This window comes from Streptomyces sp. XM4193, assembly GCF_023072595.1.
Taxonomy (GTDB): domain Bacteria; phylum Actinomycetota; class Actinomycetes; order Streptomycetales; family Streptomycetaceae; genus Streptomyces.
This window is the reverse complement of sequence record NZ_JALLGK010000005.1, coordinates 14868-34352: the sequence shown is the minus strand read 5'-3', so window position 1 is coordinate 34352 and position 19485 is coordinate 14868. Positions and strand designations below refer to the sequence as shown.

The 19485-nt window shown below is 71.0% G+C and carries 18 protein-coding genes and 1 tRNA gene; 9 read left to right on the top strand and 10 right to left on the bottom strand.

Annotated features, from left to right (window positions below; translation table 11 throughout):
- Nucleotides 1-50: 50 nt before the first annotated feature.
- On the top strand, nucleotides 51-2420 hold the full coding sequence (locus tag MTQ01_RS15390) for a ribonucleoside-diphosphate reductase subunit alpha (protein ID WP_247490786.1): 2370 nt from the start codon (nucleotides 51-53) through the stop codon (nucleotides 2418-2420).
- Nucleotides 2420-3484 carry a ribonucleotide-diphosphate reductase subunit beta gene (locus tag MTQ01_RS15385; protein WP_247490784.1) on the top strand — a complete coding sequence of 355 codons (1065 nt, stop codon included), beginning with the start codon at nucleotides 2420-2422 and terminating at the stop codon, nucleotides 3482-3484. The genes MTQ01_RS15390 and MTQ01_RS15385 overlap by 1 nt, the downstream gene beginning before the upstream one ends.
- Before the next feature lie 161 nt (nucleotides 3485-3645).
- Here the strand turns inward: MTQ01_RS15385 and MTQ01_RS15380 are convergent, their stop codons facing one another.
- The 8 genes from MTQ01_RS15380 to MTQ01_RS15345 form a co-directional block, all read right to left on the bottom strand.
- Entirely contained in the window at nucleotides 3646-4155 is a 510-nt protein-coding gene (locus MTQ01_RS15380; protein ID WP_247490782.1) for a hypothetical protein, read from the bottom strand.
- A 110-nt stretch (nucleotides 4156-4265) separates the two neighbouring features.
- On the bottom strand, nucleotides 4266-4964 hold the full coding sequence (locus MTQ01_RS15375) for a D-Ala-D-Ala carboxypeptidase family metallohydrolase (RefSeq protein WP_247490781.1): 699 nt from the start codon (nucleotides 4962-4964) through the stop codon (nucleotides 4266-4268).
- Nucleotides 4965-5199: 235 nt separating this feature from the next.
- Nucleotides 5200-5841 (bottom strand): peptide deformylase, encoded by a 642-nt coding sequence (gene def / locus MTQ01_RS15370; protein WP_247490779.1) that lies wholly within the window; start codon nucleotides 5839-5841, stop codon nucleotides 5200-5202.
- 67 nt (nucleotides 5842-5908) lie between these two features.
- Nucleotides 5909-6922, bottom strand: a complete 1014-nt coding sequence (locus tag MTQ01_RS15365) for a hypothetical protein (RefSeq protein WP_247490777.1) — start codon at nucleotides 6920-6922, stop codon at nucleotides 5909-5911.
- Nucleotides 6923-7588: 666 nt separating this feature from the next.
- Nucleotides 7589-8002, bottom strand: coding sequence for a mycothiol system anti-sigma-R factor (gene rsrA / locus MTQ01_RS15360; protein WP_247490776.1), 414 nt, complete (start codon nucleotides 8000-8002; stop codon nucleotides 7589-7591).
- Nucleotides 7999-8838, bottom strand: coding sequence for a sigma-70 family RNA polymerase sigma factor (locus tag MTQ01_RS15355; protein ID WP_247490775.1), 840 nt, complete (start codon nucleotides 8836-8838; stop codon nucleotides 7999-8001). Before MTQ01_RS15355 ends, rsrA begins: the two co-directional genes overlap by 4 nt.
- 156 nt (nucleotides 8839-8994) lie before the next feature.
- Nucleotides 8995-9645, bottom strand: a complete 651-nt coding sequence (locus tag MTQ01_RS15350; RefSeq protein WP_247490774.1) for an alpha/beta family hydrolase — start codon at nucleotides 9643-9645, stop codon at nucleotides 8995-8997.
- Nucleotides 9646-9843: 198 nt separating this feature from the next.
- Nucleotides 9844-10668 carry an SOS response-associated peptidase gene (locus tag MTQ01_RS15345; RefSeq protein ID WP_247490773.1) on the bottom strand — a complete coding sequence of 275 codons (825 nt, stop codon included), beginning with the start codon at nucleotides 10666-10668 and terminating at the stop codon, nucleotides 9844-9846.
- Nucleotides 10669-10771: 103 nt separating this feature from the next.
- Here MTQ01_RS15345 and MTQ01_RS15340 point away from each other — a divergent pair, with 103 nt between their 5' ends.
- The 3 genes from MTQ01_RS15340 to rsgA all read left to right on the top strand — a co-directional run bounded on the left by MTQ01_RS15340 (nucleotide 10772) and on the right by rsgA (nucleotide 13858).
- Nucleotides 10772-11470, top strand: a complete 699-nt coding sequence (locus MTQ01_RS15340; protein ID WP_247490772.1) for a M50 family metallopeptidase — start codon at nucleotides 10772-10774, stop codon at nucleotides 11468-11470.
- A gap of 61 nt (nucleotides 11471-11531) precedes the next feature.
- Nucleotides 11532-12854 (top strand): 3-phosphoshikimate 1-carboxyvinyltransferase, encoded by a 1323-nt coding sequence (gene aroA, locus MTQ01_RS15335; RefSeq protein WP_247490770.1) that lies wholly within the window; start codon nucleotides 11532-11534, stop codon nucleotides 12852-12854.
- Nucleotides 12855-12865: 11 nt separating this feature from the next.
- A complete protein-coding gene (gene rsgA, locus MTQ01_RS15330) occupies nucleotides 12866-13858 on the top strand; it encodes a ribosome small subunit-dependent GTPase A (RefSeq protein WP_247490768.1) in 993 nt (330 codons plus the stop codon).
- A 164-nt stretch (nucleotides 13859-14022) separates the two neighbouring features.
- Here rsgA and MTQ01_RS15325 read toward each other — a convergent pair whose 3' ends face one another.
- Nucleotides 14023-14751 carry a TetR/AcrR family transcriptional regulator gene (locus MTQ01_RS15325; protein WP_247490766.1) on the bottom strand — a complete coding sequence of 243 codons (729 nt, stop codon included), beginning with the start codon at nucleotides 14749-14751 and terminating at the stop codon, nucleotides 14023-14025.
- A 149-nt stretch (nucleotides 14752-14900) separates the two neighbouring features.
- Between MTQ01_RS15325 and hisN the strand changes: the two genes are divergently transcribed.
- The gene (hisN, locus tag MTQ01_RS15320) at nucleotides 14901-15695 is read left to right on the top strand and encodes a histidinol-phosphatase (protein ID WP_247490764.1); all 795 of its coding nucleotides are present in this window, start codon (nucleotides 14901-14903) and stop codon (nucleotides 15693-15695) included.
- A 245-nt stretch (nucleotides 15696-15940) separates the two neighbouring features.
- On the opposite strand, the gene MTQ01_RS15315 is transcribed toward hisN, so the two are convergent.
- Nucleotides 15941-17407 (bottom strand): catalase, encoded by a 1467-nt coding sequence (locus MTQ01_RS15315; protein WP_247490762.1) that lies wholly within the window; start codon nucleotides 17405-17407, stop codon nucleotides 15941-15943.
- Nucleotides 17408-17566: 159 nt separating this feature from the next.
- Here MTQ01_RS15315 and MTQ01_RS15310 point away from each other — a divergent pair, with 159 nt between their 5' ends.
- The 3 genes from MTQ01_RS15310 (at nucleotide 17567) to MTQ01_RS15300 (ending at nucleotide 19293) form a co-directional block, all read left to right on the top strand.
- The gene (locus MTQ01_RS15310) at nucleotides 17567-17977 is read left to right on the top strand and encodes a Fur family transcriptional regulator (RefSeq protein ID WP_247490760.1); all 411 of its coding nucleotides are present in this window, start codon (nucleotides 17567-17569) and stop codon (nucleotides 17975-17977) included.
- 269 nt (nucleotides 17978-18246) lie between these two features.
- Nucleotides 18247-18320 (top strand) — tRNA-Met (locus tag MTQ01_RS15305).
- 235 nt (nucleotides 18321-18555) lie between these two features.
- Nucleotides 18556-19293, top strand: coding sequence for an SUKH-3 domain-containing protein (locus MTQ01_RS15300; protein ID WP_247490757.1), 738 nt, complete (start codon nucleotides 18556-18558; stop codon nucleotides 19291-19293).
- Nucleotides 19294-19485 lie beyond the last annotated feature (192 nt).

The following is a 19485-nucleotide window of genomic DNA, read 5'->3' as shown; positions in this document are numbered from 1 at the left end:
TGCTGTCCTCGTCCCTCGAGCCCACTGCCGAGCGAGGGAGAGACCGCCCCGTGACCATCGCCCCCACGGAGCCCGTATCAGCCACGCTGTTGCGTACGCTGACCGATCTCACGGCCGATCTGACCGCCGTCGACCCCGACAGGGTGGCGACCGCCGCGCTGCGCGGTCGCAACGCCGGTTCGGACGACGCCGAACTGCGGTCGCTGGCCACCGAGGCCGCCGCCGCCCTGATCGGTGACGAGCCCGAGTACTCCCGGCTCGCCGCGCGGTTGCTGACCCTGGCCATCCGGGACGAGGCCGCGAGCCAGGGCGCGGTGTCCTTCGCCGCCTCCGTGGCGGTGGGCCACCGCGAGGGCCTGATCGGTGACAGCACAGCCGCGTTCGTGGCCGAACACGCCGCCGCGCTCGACGAGTTGGTCGACCGGGCGGTGGCCGACGGCGCCGACGACCGCTTCGGCTACTTCGGCCTGCGCACCGTCCACTCCCGCTACCTGCTGCGCCACCCGATGACCCGCCAGGTCATCGAGACCCCCCAGCACTTCCTGCTCCGGGTGGCCTGCGGACTGGCCGAGGACCACAGCGAGAAGGCGCTCGGAGACGTCGCCGAGCTCTACCGGCTCACCAGCACGCTCTCCTACCTGCCCTCCTCCCCCACGCTTTTCAACTCCGGCACCCGGCACCCGCAGATGTCCTCCTGCTACCTGCTGGACTCGCCGCTGGACGAGCTGGACTCCATCTACGACCGCTACCACCAGGTCGCGCGGCTGTCCAAGCACGCGGGCGGCATCGGGCTGTCCTACTCCCGCATCCGCGCCCGGGGTTCACTGATCCGCGGCACCAACGGACACTCCAACGGCATCGTCCCCTTCCTGCGCACCCTGGACGCCTCGGTCGCCGCGGTGAACCAGGGCGGACGCCGCAAGGGCGCGGCCTGCGTCTACCTGGAGACCTGGCACGCCGATCTGGAGGAGTTCCTGGAGCTGCGGGACAACACCGGCGAGGAGGCGCGCCGGACCCACAACCTGAACATCGCGCACTGGATTCCGGACGAGTTCATGCGCCGGGTCGAGGCGGACGGCCAGTGGTCGCTCTTCTCCCCCGCCGACGTCCCGCAGCTGGTCGACCTGTACGGCGCCGAGTTCGACGCCGCCTACCGGGCGGCCGAGGAGGCGGGGCTGGCCAACAAGCAGGTGTCCGCACGCCAGTTGTACTCGCGGATGATGCGCACCCTCGCGCAGACCGGCAACGGCTGGATGACGTTCAAGGACGCCGCCAACCGCACCGCCAACCAGACCGCGGAGTCCGGCCGGGTCGTCCACTCCTCCAACCTCTGCACCGAGATCCTCGAGGTCACTAACGACGGCGAGACCGCCGTGTGCAACCTCGGCTCGGTCAACCTCGCCGCCCACCTCGGCGACGACGGCGAGATGGACTGGGAGCGGCTGGACGCCACCGTGCGCACCGCCGTCACCTTCCTGGACCGCGTGGTGGACATCAACTTCTACCCGACCGAGCAGGCGGAGCGCTCCAACTCCCGCTGGCGGCCGGTGGGGTTGGGTCTGATGGGGCTCCAGGACGTCTTCTTCCGGCTGCGGCTGCCCTTCGACTCCCCCGAGGCCAAGGAGCTCTCCACCCGGATCTCCGAGCGCATCATGCTCGCCGCCTACGAGTCCTCCGCCGATCTCGCCGAGCGCCACGGCGCGCACGACGCGTGGAGCGAGACCCGTACCGCCCGGGGCGTGCTGCACCCGGACCACTACCCCGACGCCGAGCCCGCCTGGGCCGAGCGCTGGGAGGCGCTGCGCGCCCGGATCGCGAAAACCGGCATGCGCAACTCGCTGCTGCTGGCGATCGCCCCGACCGCCACCATCGCCTCGATCGCCGGTGTCTACGAGTGCATCGAGCCGCAGGTCTCCAACCTCTTCAAGCGCGAGACGCTCAGCGGTGAGTTCCTCCAGGTCAACACCTACCTGGTGGACGAGCTGAAGCGGCTCGGCCTGTGGAACGACGAGACCCGCCAGGCGCTGCGCGACGCCAACGGTTCGGCGCAGGAACTGCCCGGCGTCCCCGAGGACGTACGGGCGCTCTACCGCACCGCCTGGGAGGTCCCGCAGCGCGCGCTGATCGACCTGGCCGCGGCCCGTACGCCCTACATCGACCAGAGCCAGTCGCTGAACCTCTTCATGGCGGCGCCGACCATCGGCAAGCTCAGCTCGATGTACGCCTACGCCTGGAAGCGCGGCATCAAGACCACGTACTACCTGCGTTCGCGCCCGGCCACCCGCATCGCCCAGTCCGCACGGGCGGCGACGGTGAGCCAGAAGTCCCCGACCCCCATCCCCGCGCAGCAGATCGCCGAGGCCGAGGAAGCCGTCGCCTGCTCGCTGGAGAACCCCGAGTCCTGCGAGGCCTGCCAGTAATGACCACCACACCGGAAGAGACCAGGCCCTCCGCCGGCCACACCGCCTCCGCCGCGTCCGACCAGAAGAACCTGCTCGACCCGGGCTTCGAACTGACGCTGCGCCCGATGCGCTACCCGGACTTCTACGACCGCTACCGGGACGCCATCAAGAACACCTGGACCGTGGAGGAGGTCGACCTCCACTCCGACGTCGCCGACCTCGCCAAGCTGTCGGCCGGCGAGCAGCACATGATCGGCCGACTCGTCGCCTTCTTCGCGACCGGCGACTCGATCGTGGCGAACAACCTGGTGCTGACGCTGTACAAGCACATCAACTCCCCGGAGGCGCGGCTCTACCTGTCGCGGCAGCTCTTCGAGGAGGCCGTGCACGTCCAGTTCTATCTGACGCTGCTCGACACCTATCTGCCCGACCACGACGAGCGCGTCGAGGCGTTCGCCGCGGTGGAGAACATCCCCTCCATCCGGGAGAAGGCGCAGTTCTGCTTCAAGTGGATGGACTCGGTCGAGAGCATCGACCGGCTGGAGACCAAGGCCGACCGCCGGCGTTTCCTGCTGAACCTGATCTGCTTCGCCGCCTGTATCGAGGGGCTGTTCTTCTACGGGGCCTTCGCCTACGTGTACTGGTTCCGCTCGCGCGGACTGCTGCACGGCCTGGCGACCGGCACCAACTGGGTGTTCCGGGACGAGAGCTGCCACATGGACTTCGCCTTCCACGTGGTGGACACCGTCCGCCAGGAGGAGCCCGAGCTCTTCGACGAGGAGCTCGGACGCGAGGTCACCGCCATGCTCAAGGAGGCCGTCGAGGCGGAGCTCCAGTTCGGTCGCGACCTGTGCGGCGAGGGACTGCCGGGCATGAACACCGAGTCGATGCGCGAGTACCTGCAGTGCGTCGCCGACCAGCGGCTCGTACGCCTCGGGCTGGAGCCGGTGTTCGGCTCGGAGAACCCGTTCGGCTTCATGGAGCTCCAGAACGTCCAGGAGCTGACGAACTTCTTCGAGCGCCGGGCCTCCGCCTACCAGGTGGCCGTCGAGGGTTCGGTCAGCTTCGACGACGAGTTCTGAGGCTGAGAGGGCGGTGGGTGCTGCGGAGGGTGATGAAAGGGCTGTGGGAGCACTGAATCCCTGAGCCTTCGATGACGCCCCGCGCCCACCGGCCGACGCGGCCCGTCTCCCGACACACGGGGAGGCGGGCCGCGTTGCTGCGCGCTGTGGGACCGCCGGGGTCAGCAGCCGCCGCAGTTGTGGAAGGTGATGTCCCAGTGGTTGCCCTCGCGGTAGTAGATGTTGCCGGAGCCCGACTGCCACTTGTTGCCGCCGATGTAGGCGAAGTTGGCGTCCACGTAGTTCTGGATGCAGCTGGAGAGCGACATGTCGAGCTTGTAGCCGTTCCAGTGGCTGTACTGGCCGTCGGCGTGGCCGGTCTCGGTGCCGCCGGTCACGTTGATGGCGCAGCCGCTGGCCGACTTCAGCGTGATGGCGCCGCGCACCGTGTGGTCGTGGATCTGCTCGAACGAGGTGCAGTTGGGCTTGTTGCGGTCCGAGCAGTTGCCGCTGGAGGTCCAGGGGATGCCTGCGCCCTGGAACATCGAGGCGGCCTGCGAGTGGCTGATCTTGGCGGCGCTGCCGACGTCGCCGGCGGCCCCGCTGTCGGCCTGGGCCGAGCCGGGGACGACGAGCAGCGGCAGCGCCAGCACCGCGCCGATGGCGACGGTGCGCTTCGCGAGCTTCTTCATGTGGGGGTACCTTCCGGTTCCGGTGGTGAAGTGGGGGTCGTGGGGGCGGCTGCGCACCGGTACGGGTCGTACGGGCGCGCTGCTCGCGGAAGGGGTCGGTCCGACCGGGCTCAGATTCCGCAGCCGGGGGCCGACCAGAACTTGGCGGGCCGGTGGTCGACGTGGGTGTGGTCGTCGTGGCCCGGGTATCCGGGGCCGAGGATGCCGTTGAAGCCGTGGTCGCGGGCGGCCTTCGCCAGGGTGCACAGGGAGTGCGGCGAGGCACCGAGGTCGGCCGAATCGCCGTACAGATGGCGGCTGTCGGGCGCGCCGCCCACCGCGTCGTTGCAGGCGACGGATCGGAACCCGCTGGTGACCCGGATCGGCTGATCGCCGAGCGCCCTGCGCATCGCCTCCAGCTTCCACATGGTCCGCTTCGCGTTCTCCCTGGCCTCGGTGGCGCTCACCTTCCCGCCGCTCCAGTCGGAGTTGCAGGTGTTGAGCTCGCTGAACTCGAAGTGCGCGGGTGAACAGTCCGGACTCTGCAGCTCGTAGATCTTGTCGAAGGTGCCGGAGTCGGCGACGCCGGTGGACTCCAGCCCGTACGCGCTCTGGAAACGTCCGACCGCGGCCTCGGTGGCGGGCCCGAAGTCGCCGTCGACGGTGAGCACTTCACCGGGGGCGGGGTGGCCGGCGACCCGGATCTGGAGCTCGGTCACATCGGCGCCGGTGTCGCCCGGAGCGAGCGTACGGTCCCAGGTGAAGCACTCGTCGGCCTGTGCGGTCGAGGCGGTGGCAGCCGTGAAACCCACCACGCCAGTCGCGGCCATGACAAATGCGAGAAGGGCCCTCGGCACGCGTCGTCTCCACATGGGAACCGAGGTTGGCCCACCGCTCACAACGCGTCAACTACGCGCGGAGAACTACCAGTGGGCGGACCATTGGCACCGCTGCCACCATGGCCGATGCAATCAAACGCACCCCGAGCGGCGAGGCCGTGGCAGACGTGCGGCCGCCTCGCGCCGGGCATCGGCGCGGGCGGCCGCAGCGGACCGGAAACCCGGCTCAGTCGTTCGGCACGGTCTCGTAGCGGGGCGTGCCCTCCTCCATCTGACGCAGCGCGTCCTTGCGTTCGCGCTTGGAGAGCCGGTCGATGTAGAGCCGGCCGTAGAGGTGGTCGGTCTCGTGCTGGAGGCAGCGTGCGAAGTAGCCGGTGCCGCGCACCACGATCGGCTTGCCCTCGGCGTCCTGGCCGCGGACCACCGCGACATCGGGACGTGCCAGCGAGGCGTACGCGGTCGGCACCGAGAGGCAACCCTCGTTGCTGTCGTCCAGATTGCGGCGCTCCGGCGGGAGTTCGTCCAGAACCGGGTTGCAGACCACACCGACGTGGCGCAGACCGTCGTCGTCCGGGCAGTCGTAGACGAAGACCTTGCTGTCCACTCCGATCTGGTTCGCGGCGAGCCCCACGCCCTCGGCGGCCCGCTGGGAGGCGAACATGTCGTCGACGAGCGCCGCGAGTTCGGGCCCGAACTCGGTGACGTCCGCACACTCGCGGTGCAGCACCGGATTCCCCACCACCGTGATCGGGCGGGCCGTGCCCCGCTCGCGGTACGCCTGCTCCCGCGCCTCGCAGTCCTCCGTGTCGACGATGAACTCGTCCTCGGCTGTCTCGTCCGTAGACCGGGTCTCCTGCTGCTGGGCCATGTCCGCCGTACGCCTTCCTCAACCGACCAGATATCGGCCTACAGGGTACGGGGCCGTGCGAAGCGCCTCAGCAGACCTCTTCCAGATCACGCCACGCACGCGATTCCGGACTGTCCGCGACCCAGCTGTCCAGCAGGCCCTTCACCAGGCCGCGCGGCGCCGCGATCCCGCACTCGCGCTCCGGGGTCCACAGCAGGCCCGGGCCTCCGGGCGCCATGTGCCCGAGCGGGCCGGGCCGACCCGGCGCACTGTGGTCGTGCGGATCCTGGCGCAGCTCGCCGTCGCCCTGGTCGCTGGGCATCCGCGACTCCGAGCACGAACGGCACAGCAGCCGCACCGAGGACGACCAGTCCTCGGCGGCGAACCCGGCCTCGGCCGCGAGCGCCTCCAGCGCGTCCCGGTCCTCCTCGGCCGCCGCCTCCAGCAGCACCACCCAGGTGGGCACCGGCGAGGGCGCCCAGAGCTCTATCTCGTCGAAAACCGGGTAGGCCGAGAGCGACGCACCGGACATCAGCGTGCGCTCACCGTGCGGTACGCCGTCGTGTAGCACCACCTCGCCCCAGCGGCGCCCCGAGGACGGCAGCGGAATGGACTGCACCTCGATGCGGGCCGGGTCCAGCCTGCGGCCCCAGACCACTTCCGCCTCGCCCTCCGGCGACAGCCGCACGGCGGAGCTGCCCAGCCCCATGCCCGTCGGCTCGGCGTTCGGGGACGCCTCGGCCGGCGCCGGACCGGGCACCCGCAGGCCGTACGCCTGCCAGGCGCGCCGTGCCAGCGGCCAGTCCTGCAGCGCGGTGGCGGCGATGCCCAGATTCCACCAGTCCGGGGCACCCGCGGACCGGTCCAGCAGCGCCACGGCCCGCAGGCCCGCGACTCTGGCACGGTCCCAGTCGTGCCGGAACTTGTGCAGCAGCGCGAGGTTGAACCAGGACTCCGACAGCCAGGGTTCGAGATCGGCGGCACGCGTCAGCAACGCGCCCGCGTCCTCGTAACGGCCGTCGCCGATGAGGGTGAACGCGCGGTCGGTGGCCAACCGCCAGTCCGTGGACGGCCGATGCCGCACCCTGCCGAAGAACTTCACGATGATCCCGCCTGGTTCCCGCCTGTTGGTAGTGGAGTTACCCGTCCGAGGGCTCCCGAAGTCGCCGAGGACTCCGCTTCGCTCGCTCGGGCCGCTGTTCCCGCATCCAACCATGCCCACCTCGCGGTGTGCTCATTACCCGGGAGTCGAACCGATCCGGACCGGTGACGGGGTAGTCGTGCGGCCCGATTCGGACACCGGCTCGACAGTTGGCCGTACGTCCTGGGATCAGCTTGCTTCACCACACGGAGGCACGCGAGAGGAACGGGGGCAGCAGGGACGCGGGTCAGCGGGGACGCGGGTCAGCGGGGACGCGGCGATGCAGCGGCGACCCAAGGGCGCCAGGGAGGGCTCGGGCAGCGGTGGAGGGCAGAGAGCCGCGTCTGGGGGGGCAGAGGGCCGCACCCGAGAGGCTCCGGGCCGGAGCCTCGGCACGGGAATCCGAAGAGGCCGCCCGGCTCACGCACACCGAACGGTGGCGGCGTACCGGCTCCACCAGGCGTACACGCCCCGGGCCGGCGGCAGAAGGACGCCCGGACAGCGCCGCCAGCGACCGCGCCCCGCGCGGAGGCGCTTCGGGAAGCCCGGACGCTTCGGGCAGCCCGGGCGGGGGAAGCGGAGCGGCGCGGAGGAGGTGCGGCGGCGGACCCGCGCGGGGCCCGCCGCTCAGTGGGTCTGCTTGCGCGTCCCGCCGGGCTGCGGCGTTTCCTGCGCGGCGGGCCTGTCCGGCTCGCTCCGACCCTCGGGGATGCTCTCGGCGACGCCCTCCGGCGGCGAGTGCCGGTAGCCGGCCATGTCGACCACGGTGTCCTCGGGCAGCACCTCGCCGGCCCGGATCAGGTCGATGCGGTCCATGACCTTCGAGCGCAGGTCCGAGGGCACGTCGTCGTGGCCGCAGCACCGCTTGACGAGCTTCTTGACCGCCTGCTCCAGGCCGTACTTCTCCAGGCACGGGGAGCACTCGTCGAGATGCTCGGCCAGCTTGTCCCGATCGACGTCGGGCATCTCCTGGTCCAGATACTCGTAGAGATGGTCCAGAGCCTCAGAGCAGTTCGTCTCTTTCGGGTCAGAGCTACTCATGAGCCCGAGCCTTTCCGGTTGTGCGACTCGTCCAACCCTCCGGCGGCGACGCCTGCCGGGACCATGCCGCGCTCGCGGGCGTAGTCCTCCAGCATTTCGCGAAGCTGTCTGCGACCGCGGTGCAGACGGGACATCACGGTGCCGATGGGCGTACCCATGATGTCGGCGATCTCCTTGTAGGCAAAGCCCTCCACGTCCGCGAGGTAGACCGCGATGCGGAACTCCTCGGGGATCGCCTGGAGCGCCTGCTTCACATCCGAGTCCGGGAGGTGGTCCAGGGCCTGGGACTCCGCGGACCGCAGACCGGTCGACATGTGCGACTCGGCGCGGGCGAGCTGCCAGTCCTCGATCTCCTCGGCGGCACTGCGCTGTGGCTCCCGCTGCTTCTTGCGGTAGGAGTTGATGAAGGTGTTGGTCAGGATGCGGTACAGCCACGCCTTGAGGTTGGTGCCCTGGCGGAACTGGTGGAAGGACGCGTACGCCTTCGCGTACGTCTCCTGGACCAGGTCCTCGGCGTCGGCCGGATTCCGCGTCATACGGAGCGCGGCGGAGTACATCTGGTCGAGGAAGCCCAGCGCGTCGCGCTCGAAACGGGCGCTGCGCTCGCTCTCGCTCTCCACCCGGGTGCCCTCGTCCTCGGAACCGGTGACCGGACCCACCTCCTCGGTAGCGACGGCGAGCCCGTGCGCGGACCCACTGGCATCGGAGAATAGCGAATCGGACACCCCTCGGCCTGCTGTGTCCACCGGCCGGATGTGCGCGGCGCCGGCCAGCGCCAACGTGGCCCAGTCCAGGTCAGCGGCCTGGGGACGCTGCGGGCAGGCTACAGAACCCATGCTTGCGGCTCCCTCTCAGTGCGGTGGCTCGAACCGGCCGGTCTCGTACCGGACACTCCGCACAACAGCCCTCACCCGCCGTTCATTCCCGATCCGGCGAACCGGCCCGGAACCGGCTCTGAGACCTCGCTCACAGAACGCCAACCCCGTGCGGGGTCACGCCCGTTGGCCCTCAAGCCAGCCGGCGACCGCCTCGGTGACCACCTGCATCGCTCCGTCCTGGGAGAGGTCCGCCTTCTTCAGCACCGCGAAGCCGTGGTCGGCGAAGGGCACCGCGACCGGACGCTCCCGGGCGGGGAACTCCTCGGGCCGCCCGAACGGATCACGGGCGCCCTGCACCACCAGCACCTCCCCGACCGCCTTCCGGGCCGCGGTCAGCTCCTCGATCCGGGACTTCTCCGGACGACCCGGCGGATGCAGCGGAAAGGAGAGCGCCAGCACCGCACGGGCACCCAGCTCCCCCGCCGTGCGGCAGGCGACCCGCGCACCGGCGCTGCGCCCGCCGGCGACGATCGGCAGCCGCTCCTGTTCCAGCGCGGGCCACAGCGCACGCCAGCACGAGTCGAGGGTCTTGGGCGCGGGCGCCACCTTCCGGCCCGCGACCCGCCAGGGCTGCTCGACGAGCGCGACCGTCACGCCGCGCGCGGGCAGGGAGCCGGCGAGCGCGCGCAGATCGCGGGCCTCCACACCGCCGCCCGCACCGTGGCCGAGCGCCAGCAGCGTGTGCGCGGAGGCGGCGCGGTGCCAGTGGATCCTGGCCGGTCCGGCCGGAGTGGGGACCTGGGAGGGGGTGGGTTCGGAGACCATGGCCCCATCGAAGCACCGCGGCCGACCGGCACACCAACACCCGCAGCGGTACGGCGGGTTGGCCGCTTCCGCCGCCGTGGGACCGACCGCCCGCCGAGGACGCGGGCCACCCGAGCCCGCGTCACACCCGCGCCGCCCGCACCCGCGTTCCACCCGCGTCCGCGTCCGTCCGGCGCCCCGCCGGCGACCGCCGCGGGATCAGAAGAGGGTGCCCAGCTCCGGTTCGGCCAACTCGTCCTTCAGCTGCGGTCCGTTGTTGCGCACGTTCGAGACGGCCGTGCCGACCGGGTACGCGCGGTGCCGACCGGCCGGCAGCGCGCTCGTCAACTCCCGCAGCTCGTCGGGGTTCTGGTGCCGCGGGTCGAGCCAGCTGTCCCAACGGTCGGCGGGCAGCGCGACCGGCATCCTCGGGTGGATGTCGGCGAGCGAACGCGGACCGCCCTCCGCCGCGTCCGGCAGCGGATCGGTCTCGGCCTCCGTGGTGAGCACGGTGCAGGTCGCCCACCACGCGCTCGGATCGCCCTGGGGCACCGACGGGTCGCGCCAGAACTCGTAGAGCCCGGCGAAGGCCATCACCGATCCGTCCACCGGTGTGACGAAGTACGGCTGCTTGCGCGGGCGTTTGCGCTTGCCCTGCTGCTCCAGGTCGAGTTCGCCGCTCGCGGTGACCCACTCGTAGTACCCGTCGGCCGGCAGCAGGCAGCGACGGGAGAGGAACGCCCTGCGGTAGGCGGGCTTCTCCGCGACCGTCTCGGAACGGGCGTTGATCATCTTCACCCCGCTCTCCGGCGATTTCGCCCAGGACGGCACGAGCCCCCAGCGCAGCTCGCGCAGCTGCCGCACCGGGGTCGGGTCCTCGCTGTGGCGCAACGGCCGGTCGAGCACGGCCAGAACGCGGTCCGTGGGCGCGACGTTGTAGTTCGGGTGGTCGCCCGCGAGTGCCTCCTGCGGGTCCCACCCGGACACGTCGAAGAGCCGGACCAGGTCCTCCGGCTTCTGGCTGGCTGCATACCGTCCGCACATGAGTGCCAGACTGCCACGGCACTCGTGGGCCGTGTCGAGCGTTGGGGCGGTGGTACGGGGAACGGCGAAGACGCATGGACGAGCAGAGGGGGACATCGCAGTCATGACGGACGTCTGGGACGAAGTGACCGGCACCCAACCAGCACCCGAGACCTGGCTGGTCCTCGCAGTCGCGGCGGTGGCGCTGCTGGTGGTGAGCGTCCGCCCCAGCTGGCTCATCGCCCGCAACGCGGTGACCATCGCCCACGAGGGCGGCCACGGTCTCGTGGCGCTGCTCACCGGCCGCCGCCTGGACGGCATACGGCTGCACTCGGACACCTCCGGGCTGACCGTCTCGCGCGGCAAGCCGACCGGCATCGGCATGGTGCTGACCGCCGCCGCCGGCTACACCGCGCCCTCGCTGCTCGGCCTGTTCGGCGCCTGGCTGCTCACCACCGGGCACATCACCGCGCTGCTGTGGGGCGCCACGGCGCTGCTGCTGGCGATGCTGATCATGATCCGCAACGTCTACGGCGCGCTCAGCGTGATCGTCACCGGCGGTCTGTTCTTCGCGGTCTCCTGGTTCACCGAGCCCGAGGTGCAGTCGGTCTTCGCCTACGGAGTGGTGTGGTTCCTGCTGCTGGGCGGGGTCCGGCCGGTCTTCGAGCTCCAGGCCAAGCGGCGGTACGGCGGCGCCCGGGACTCCGACGCCGACCAGTTGCAGCGGCTGACCCACGCTCCGGCCGTGGTCTGGCTGCTGCTCTTCCACGCCGTCTCGCTCTGCTCGCTCACCGGCGGCGCACGCTGGCTGCTGGGCTGGTGAGGGGCGCGAGGCGGGGCCACAGGGCGGGTCGGGCCCGTACCGCACCCACTAAAGTGTGGGCATGACCGACGAGTCCACGCACAGCGCGCACTGGCCCGCTCCGCTCGCCCGCGGCCCCGTGAAGGCCACCGTCACCGTGCCCGGCTCCAAGTCGGTCACCAACCGCGCTCTGGTGCTGGCCGCCCTGGCCTCCGAGCCGGGCTGGCTGCGCAGACCGCTGCGGTCCCGGGACACCCTGCTGATGGCGCAGGCGCTGCGCGCCCTGGGCGTGGGCATCGAGGAGGGCGTCGGCCCGGACGGCACCGGGGAGGCGTGGCGCATCGTCCCGGACGAGCTGCGCGGCCCGGTCACCGTGGACGTCGGCAACGCCGGTACGGTCATGCGCTTCCTCCCGCCGCTCGCCGCGCTGGCGGACGGCCCGATCCACTTCGACGGCGACCCGCGCTCGCACGAGCGCCCGCTGCACGGCGTCATCGACGCACTGCGCGCCCTCGGCGCCGGCATCGAGGACGAGGGCCGCGGCGCGCTGCCGCTGACGGTGCGCGGCAGCGGTTCGCTGGCCGGCGGCCCGGTCACCGTCGACGCCTCCTCCTCCAGCCAGTTCGTGAGCGCACTGCTGCTCTCCGGCGCCCGCTACAACCACGGCGTCGAGGTGCGGCACGTCGGCGGGAAGCTGCCGTCGATGCCGCACATCCGGATGACCGTCGACATGCTGCGCGCCGCGGGTGCTCAGGTGGACAGCCCGGAGGCCGGCGGCGATCAGGACGTGTGGCGGGTCGCGCCGGGTGCGCTGCTCGGTCGCGATCTGGTCGTGGAACCCGACCTCTCCAACGCCCAACCCTTCCTGGCCGCCGCCCTGTTGACCGGCGGCGCGGTCACGGTGACGGACTGGCCCGCGCACACCACCCAGCCGGGCGACGCGCTGCGGGAGATCTTCACCGCGATGGGCGGCAGCTGCGAACTCACCGAGCAGGGACTGACGTTCACCGGATCGGGGCGGGTGCGGGGCATCGACATCGACCTCGGCGAGGTCGGCGAGCTCACCCCGGGCATCGCCGCCGTCGCCGCGCTCGCGGACTCCGAGTCCGTACTGCGCGGCGTCGCCCACCTCCGGCTGCACGAGACCGACCGGCTGGCCGCGCTCACCCGTGAGATCAACGCACTGGGCGGCGACGTCACCGAGATCGAGGACGGGCTGCACATCCGTCCGCGGCCGCTGCACGGAGGCGTCTTCCACACCTACGACGACCACCGCCTGGCCACCGCCGGGGCGCTGCTCGGACTGCTGGTGCCCGACGTCCGCGTGGAGAACATCGCGACCACCGGCAAGACGCTCCCCGACTTCCCCGACATGTGGCACGGCATGCTCGGCACGAGAGCCTGAGAGGCCGGGGCATGCGCCGTTACGGCAAGCACACCGACGAGGACGACATCCGGCACCGTCCCAGCCGCCGGGGCAGCCGTCCCCGCACCCGCATCCGGCCCAAGCACGAGGACGCGGCCGAGGGCCTGGTCCTCACCGTCGACCGCGGCCGGATCACCTGCCTCGTCGACAACCGCCGCATCACCGCGATGAAGGCCCGTGAACTCGGGCGCAAGGGCGTGGTGGTCGGCGATCTGGTCGCGCTGGTCGGCGACCTCTCCGGAGCCAAGGACACGCTGGCGCGGGTGGTGCGCGTGGAGGACCGCACCTCCGTGCTGCGCCGCACCGCCGACGACGACGATCCGTTCGAGCGGGTGATCGTCGCCAACGCGGACCAGCTGGCCATCGTCACGGCGCTCGCCGACCCCGAGCCGCGCCCCCGGATGATCGACCGCTGCCTGGTCGCCGCGTACGACGCCGGGATGGAGCCGCTGCTCGTCCTCACCAAGTCCGATCTCGCCCCCGCCGCCCCGCTGCTGGAGACCTACGCGCCGCTCGGGGTGCGTACGGTCGCGGTGCACCACCACGAGGAGCCGGACGCGGTGCGGGAGTTGCTCAGCGGCCGGGTCTCGGTCTTCGTCGGCCACTCCGGTGTCGGCAAGACCACCCTGGTCAACGCGCTCGTACCCGCCAACCAGCGGGCGACCGGCGTGGTCAACGCGGTCACCGGCCGCGGGCGCCACACCACCACTTCGGCTCTCGCCCTGCCGCTGCCCGACTCCGACGGCTGGGTGATCGACACCCCGGGCGTGCGCTCCTTCGGGCTGCACCACATCGATCCCTCACGTGTGATCCACGCCTTCCCGGAGCTGGAGGCGGGCACCGAGGGCTGCCCCCGCGCGTGCAGCCACGACGAGCGGGACTGCGCACTGGACGCCTGGGTCGCCGCGGGCCACGCCGATCCGGCCCGGCTGGACTCCCTGCGGCGGCTGTTGGCGACCCGCGAGCGTCACGAGGGCGACTGAGCCGGCCCGCCAACCCCCTGCCAATGCCTCTTGCCCCTGCTTCTGCCCGGCGAGTGCCTGCTCGGGCCCTGCCCTGCGCGAGCTCGTCCCTGCGCGCGTGCGCTGCCCGGCGCGTCCCGCCGATCGACGCCCCCGTCCTCACGGGGTCGCGGCCCGACGGCCGGTCAGCTCTCCCGAGGACGTTCGGGCACCCCGGCACGCCCCTGGCCGACGCCCCGCCCCGGTTCGCCGCCGCGCGCCGGACCGGGGATCCGGCCGGGCTCGGGCGGTCGGGTCGTCCGGGCGGCCTCCGCTGCGCTGCCCATGCGGCGCTCGCGTTCGTCCGCGCGCAGATGCACCCACAACGCGGTCACCACGTCCGCGACGCGCGCCGCCGCCTCGGGTTCCTTCGGTGGCGCGACGACATAGGACAGCGCGAGGCGCAGCCCCGCCTCGCAGGCGCGGCGCAGCGTCCGCGGATCCTCCAGCGGTACGGTTCCCGCCGCATCCAGCGCGGCGAGCATCCGGTCGCAGAGCTGGCCGAGCAGCTGCTCGGGCGAGAACTGGGGCAGCGGCAGCCGGGCGCTCCAACCTCCGGTGAGGGCGGCCCGTACGACCGCCTCCTCCCGTGCCCGGTGGAGTATCCACACCACGCCGGTCGCCCAGCACACGGCGGGCTCGCCGCCCTCCCTGCGGGCGGTTGCCACGGTGGCGGCGGCGCCCTGGACGAACACCTCCACCCGCTGGCTGACCAGTGCGTTCCCCAGCCCTTCCTTGGAACTGAACTCGTTGTACAGGGTCTGCCGGGACACACCGGCCACCGCCGCGACCTCGACCATCCGCACCGTGGACCACGGTCGGTTCTCGAGGATGGCCTGGGCCGCGTCCAGCAAGGTCTCGCGCGCTGTGGACATCACTACCTTTCCGGGCCCCTGGGGGCGGGCCCGCGCACAGAATTGACGCACCGCCAGATGGTGTCAAGACATATGCCAGTCATCTGCCGCGCGACGGCGCCCGGGGGTGCTTGGTGGTACCCCACCTGAGCACTGGATACTGTTCGGCCATGCCCGACTACCACGATGATCTGCGTCTTGCCCACGTACTGGCCGACGCCGCCGACGCCATCACGATGGAGCGCTTCAAGGCGCTGGACCTCAAGGTGGAGACCAAGCCGGACATGACTCCGGTGAGCGAGGCGGACAAGGCCGTCGAGGAGTTGCTGCGCAGTCAGCTCAAGCGCGCCAGACCGCGTGACGCGGTCCTGGGCGAGGAGTACGGCAGCGAGGGCACCGGTCCCCGGCGCTGGGTGATCGACCCGATCGACGGCACCAAGAACTACGTGCGCGGGGTTCCGGTCTGGGCGACGCTGATCGCGCTCATGGAGGCCGGCGAGGGCGGCGACCGGCCGGTCGTGGGCCTGGTCTCCGCGCCCGCGCTGCACCGTCGCTGGTGGGCGGCCGAGGGCACCGGCGCCTTCACCGGGCGCAGCCTCTCGCAGGCGTCCCGGATCCGTGTGTCGGGGGTGGCCGGCCTCCAGGACGCCTCCTTCGCGTTCTCCTCGCTGCACGGCTGGGAGGAGAAGGGCAACCTCGACGGGCTTCTGGAGCTGAGCCGGGACTGCTGGCGCACCCGGGCGTACGGCGATTTCTGGCCGTACATGATGGTCGCGGAGGGCTCGGTGGACATGTGCGCCGAGCCGGAACTGTCGCTGTGGGACATGGCGGCGCCGGCCGTCGTCGTGCAGGAGGCGGGCGGCATGTACACCGGCCTGGACGGGCGGCCGGGGCCGCACAGCGGCAACGCGGCGGCCTCCAACGGCCTGCTGCACGATGCCGTGTTGACGTACCTGGGAGGCTGACCGCCGACCCGCAGCGTTCCCGCCGGTCGGGCCGGGGCCACCGCTGAGGAGCAGGCGGTTCGCGGGAGCTGCGGGGCGCGGCGGCCCGGGCGGGTGCCAGGACCGCGGAGGGGCCGGAGCCTTTCGGCGTCCGGCCCCTCCGGGCACGGCGGTCGATCACCGGCGACGCAGGGCCGTTCCGTCGCGGTGACCCGTCCGCGCGCACGAGGTGCCCGCCGCCTCTCGGGGGCGGGCGGCCTCCGTACTCAGGAGCGCAGGGCCTGCACCGCTGCCTCCAGGCGCTTGCCGTACTCCTCGTCCGCCTTGCGGAAGTTCTCGATCGCGCGCTGCGCGATGTCGTCCCGCGAGACCTGGGAGATGAAACCGGCCAGGTTGGCGATCAGGCGCTCCTGCTCCGCGTCCGACATCAGCCGGTAGAGGTTTCCGGCCTGGACGTAGTCGTTGTCCTCGGCGTGCGAGGGCGCGACGTGGTCACCGGTCACACCACTGACCTCGGCCGGCTCCCAGAGCGCGCGACCGGTCTCGGTCGGGCCGCCGAAGCTGTTGGGCTCGTAGTTCTTGGCGCGGCCGTGGCGGCCGTCGTACATCACGCCGTCCCGGCCGTGGGTGCGCGCCTCGGTGGCGTGCGGACGGTTGACCGGCAGGTGGTCGGCGTTGATGCCCACCCGGTAGCGGTGCGCGTCGCCGTAGGCGAAGAGCCGGCCCTGGAGCATCTTGTCCGGCGAGGGGCCGATGCCAGGCACGAAGTGGTGCGGGGAGAAAATCGACTGCTCGACCTCGGCGAAGATGTTCTCCGGGTTGCGGTTGAGCTCCAGCTTGCCGAGCTCGATCGGCGGGTAGTCCTCGTGCGGCCACACCTTGGTGAGGTCGAACGGGTTGAACCGGTACGTCGCCGCGTCGGCCGCAGGCATGATCTGCACCTGGACGGTCCAACTCGGGTAGTCACCGCGCTCGATAGACTCGCGCAGATCGCGCTGGTGGCTGTCCGGGTCCTGGCCGGCGAGCACGTCGGCCTCGTCCTGGGTGAGGTTCTTGATTCCCTGGTCGGTCTTGAAGTGGTACTTGACCCAGAAGACCTCGCCGGCCTCGTTCGTCCACTGGAAGGTGTGCGAGCCGTAGCCGTTCATGTGGCGCAGGGTGGCCGGTATCCCGCGGTCACCGAAGAGCCAGGTCACCTGGTGGGTGGATTCGGGAGACAGACCCCAGAAGTCCCACACGTTGTCCGCCTCCTGGGAGCCGGTGTACGGGTCGCGCTTCTGGGTGTGGATGAAGTCCGGGAACTTGATGGCGTCCTTGATGAAGAACACCGGGGTGTTGTTGCCGACGAGGTCGTAGTTGCCGTCCTCGGTGTAGAACTTCAAGGCGAAACCGCGCGGGTCGCGCACCGCGTCGGCAGAGCCGAGGTTGCCGGCGACCGTGGAGAACCGGAGGAAGGTCTCGGTCTCCTTGCCGACCTCGGAGAGGAACTTGGCACGGGTGTAGCGGCTCAGGTCGGCGGTCACCGTGAAGGTGCCGTAGGCACCGGCGCCGCGGGCGTGCACGATGCGCTCCGGGATGCGCTCGCGGTTGAAGTGGGCGAGCTTCTCCAGCAGCAGCTGGTCCTGCACCAGAACCGGGCCGCCTGCCCCCGCGGTCTGACTGTTCTGGTTGTCCGCGACCGGCGCTCCGGCTTCCGTCGTCAGCGGACCGGCCGTGTCGTTCCCTGCACTCACTTGAGCCTCCTGCGCTCTGTCCTGTCCCTTGGCTTTCGCCGAGATCCGAGCCTACATTGGACATTGTCCAAGTCAAGACGCCGGAGAAGAAGATACCGTGTCCGGTTATGACTTGAAACGCTGCTAAGCTGACCCTTACCTGAAGCGATGGGTGGAGTGATGAGTGACCTGTTGGAACGCCTGCGCGAACGAGGCTGGCGGCTGACCGCCCAGCGGAGAGTCGTCGCCGAAGTACTCAACGGGCAGCACGTGCACTACACCGCGGACGAGGTGCACGCACGCGCGGTCGAGCGGCTCCCCGAGATCGCCCGCGCGACCGTCTACAACACCCTGAGCGAGCTGGTGGCGCTCGGCGAGGTGCTGGAGGTCAGCACGGACGGCCGCGCCAAGCGGTACGACCCGAACGCGCACCACAAGCACCAGCACCTGGTCTGCTCCCGCTGCGGCACCATCCGCGACGTGCACCCGCTCGGCGACCCGCTCGGCGCGCTCCCGGAGAGCGAGCGCTTCGGTTTCACGATCTCCGAGGCCACCGTCACCTATCGCGGCGTCTGCCCCAACTGCACCTGACAGCACCCCCGTTGACCCTCCGGCCGCCGCCCCTCCCCCGGGCCGGCGGCCTTGTGCATGCACGGCGCCCGTGCGCCGGTCCGCCGCGTGGAACCGCACCCGACGCCGCGCCAACGCCCCGGGCTCCGTGCGGGCCGGTTCGGGTCTCGCCGTCCGGATCCGTGCGCGTGCCGCTCCTGACACACCAGCACCGACGGCACGCCCTCAGGAGGGCGGGCGGGAACGGATTTGCGCTGTTCACCGCCGCCTGGATATGGTGGTTTCACCGACGCGGGGTGGAGCAGCTCGGTAGCTCGCTGGGCTCATAACCCAGAGGTCGCAGGTTCAAATCCTGTCCCCGCTACTGAAGTCGAAGGCCCGGTTCCTCACAGGAGCCGGGCCTTCGTCGTGCGTCTGCATTGACAGCTGTGGTCGGTGGCGGTCAGCCCGGGAACCACTCGGTCATTGGACCCCTTGGTCGTGGGCGGCAACGGCCCCTGCTTCGGAGAGCGAGGTGCCAGGATGTCCGGGTGGTCAGCGCCGAGGAGTGGATTCGAATCCGTCGCAGCCTGAGGTTCGGACAACGATTCCGTGGGACTGTGACGGCAGTCCCGAGGCCGGGCGCGATCGGGATCTTCGTCGACATCGGCCTTCCGATCGGAGGGTTCGTCGATGTTCTTCTTCTACCGGCGGCCGCGGCACACTGGCCGACCCAAGGCACCGAGGCCGAGTTCGAGGTCTGGTGGGCCGGTGAGCGCCAGCAAGTGCGGCTCAAGCCGGTTGACCCACAGTTCCTGCGGGACGACTTCGGCCGCTGGCAGGCAGCCTGGCGGCCCGGCTGGCCAGAAGACGTGCCCGTGGACCAGGGGTGGGTCGATACGGTGACGTATCCGCGGCAAACCGGCGTGATCGAGGAGGCACTGCGCTCAGCAGGCTGGCGGCCAGGACGGCGCGTCCCGACGGACCACTGGCGCAGGACGCTCGAGAAGACCGGCCTGGTTCGCATGCACGATGCCGCTGAAGCCTTCTTGGCAGAATTCGGCGGCCTGGACTTCCAGATCCGCGGCCCCGGGATCAACTGCGCCAAGACCCCATTCAACTTCGACCCGGCCAAACTGAGCGGCGAGGAAGACCGCTTCGCGGGCTGGAGTCACACCATCGGATGCGTCATCTTCCCGATCGGAGAACTCGATGAGGGCAGATTCTTCCTCGGTATCGACGAGAACAGCGAGATCTACCTGGTCGAGACCTGGCTGGCTACGTTCGGCTCTGCCCACGACGCGCTGGAGAAACTCATCCTGGGCATTAGCCCGGAGCGGATCCAGACTGCCGACTGAACAGCCCCAGCCGGGGCAGGGATCCACTCCGCCCAGCCCCCGCCGTGCCACGCGATTGCTGAAGATCTGCCGATCGGCGCGCTGCCCACGCGACGCGGAATCCGCAGTCTCAGCAGGACCTCCTGCCAACGAAGCGGCCGAAGCTGGACCGCCCGCCGTGCGGCCTCGTCCGAGGGTGCTCCCCGGCCACCT

What these genes read in the sequence shown, in the direction of transcription:
- MTQ01_RS15385 (WP_247490784.1), top strand. Translation starts at nt 2,420, where the DNA reads ATGACCACCACACCGGAAGAGACCAGGCCCTCCGCCGGCCACACCGCC.
- MTQ01_RS15380 (WP_247490782.1), bottom strand. Translation starts at nt 4,155, where the DNA reads ATGAAGAAGCTCGCGAAGCGCACCGTCGCCATCGGCGCGGTGCTGGCG.
- MTQ01_RS15375 (WP_247490781.1), bottom strand. Translation starts at nt 4,964, where the DNA reads ATGGCCGCGACTGGCGTGGTGGGTTTCACGGCTGCCACCGCCTCGACC.
- def (WP_247490779.1), bottom strand. Translation starts at nt 5,841, where the DNA reads ATGGCCCAGCAGCAGGAGACCCGGTCTACGGACGAGACAGCCGAGGAC.
- rsrA (WP_247490776.1), bottom strand. Translation starts at nt 8,002, where the DNA reads ATGAGTAGCTCTGACCCGAAAGAGACGAACTGCTCTGAGGCTCTGGAC.
- MTQ01_RS15355 (WP_247490775.1), bottom strand. Translation starts at nt 8,838, where the DNA reads ATGGGTTCTGTAGCCTGCCCGCAGCGTCCCCAGGCCGCTGACCTGGAC.
- MTQ01_RS15350 (WP_247490774.1), bottom strand. Translation starts at nt 9,645, where the DNA reads ATGGTCTCCGAACCCACCCCCTCCCAGGTCCCCACTCCGGCCGGACCG.
- MTQ01_RS15345 (WP_247490773.1), bottom strand. Translation starts at nt 10,668, where the DNA reads ATGTGCGGACGGTATGCAGCCAGCCAGAAGCCGGAGGACCTGGTCCGG.
- MTQ01_RS15340 (WP_247490772.1), top strand. Translation starts at nt 10,772, where the DNA reads ATGACGGACGTCTGGGACGAAGTGACCGGCACCCAACCAGCACCCGAG.
- aroA (WP_247490770.1), top strand. Translation starts at nt 11,532, where the DNA reads ATGACCGACGAGTCCACGCACAGCGCGCACTGGCCCGCTCCGCTCGCC.
- rsgA (WP_247490768.1), top strand. Translation starts at nt 12,866, where the DNA reads ATGCGCCGTTACGGCAAGCACACCGACGAGGACGACATCCGGCACCGT.
- MTQ01_RS15325 (WP_247490766.1), bottom strand. Translation starts at nt 14,751, where the DNA reads ATGTCCACAGCGCGCGAGACCTTGCTGGACGCGGCCCAGGCCATCCTC.
- hisN (WP_247490764.1), top strand. Translation starts at nt 14,901, where the DNA reads ATGCCCGACTACCACGATGATCTGCGTCTTGCCCACGTACTGGCCGAC.
- MTQ01_RS15310 (WP_247490760.1), top strand. Translation starts at nt 17,567, where the DNA reads ATGAGTGACCTGTTGGAACGCCTGCGCGAACGAGGCTGGCGGCTGACC.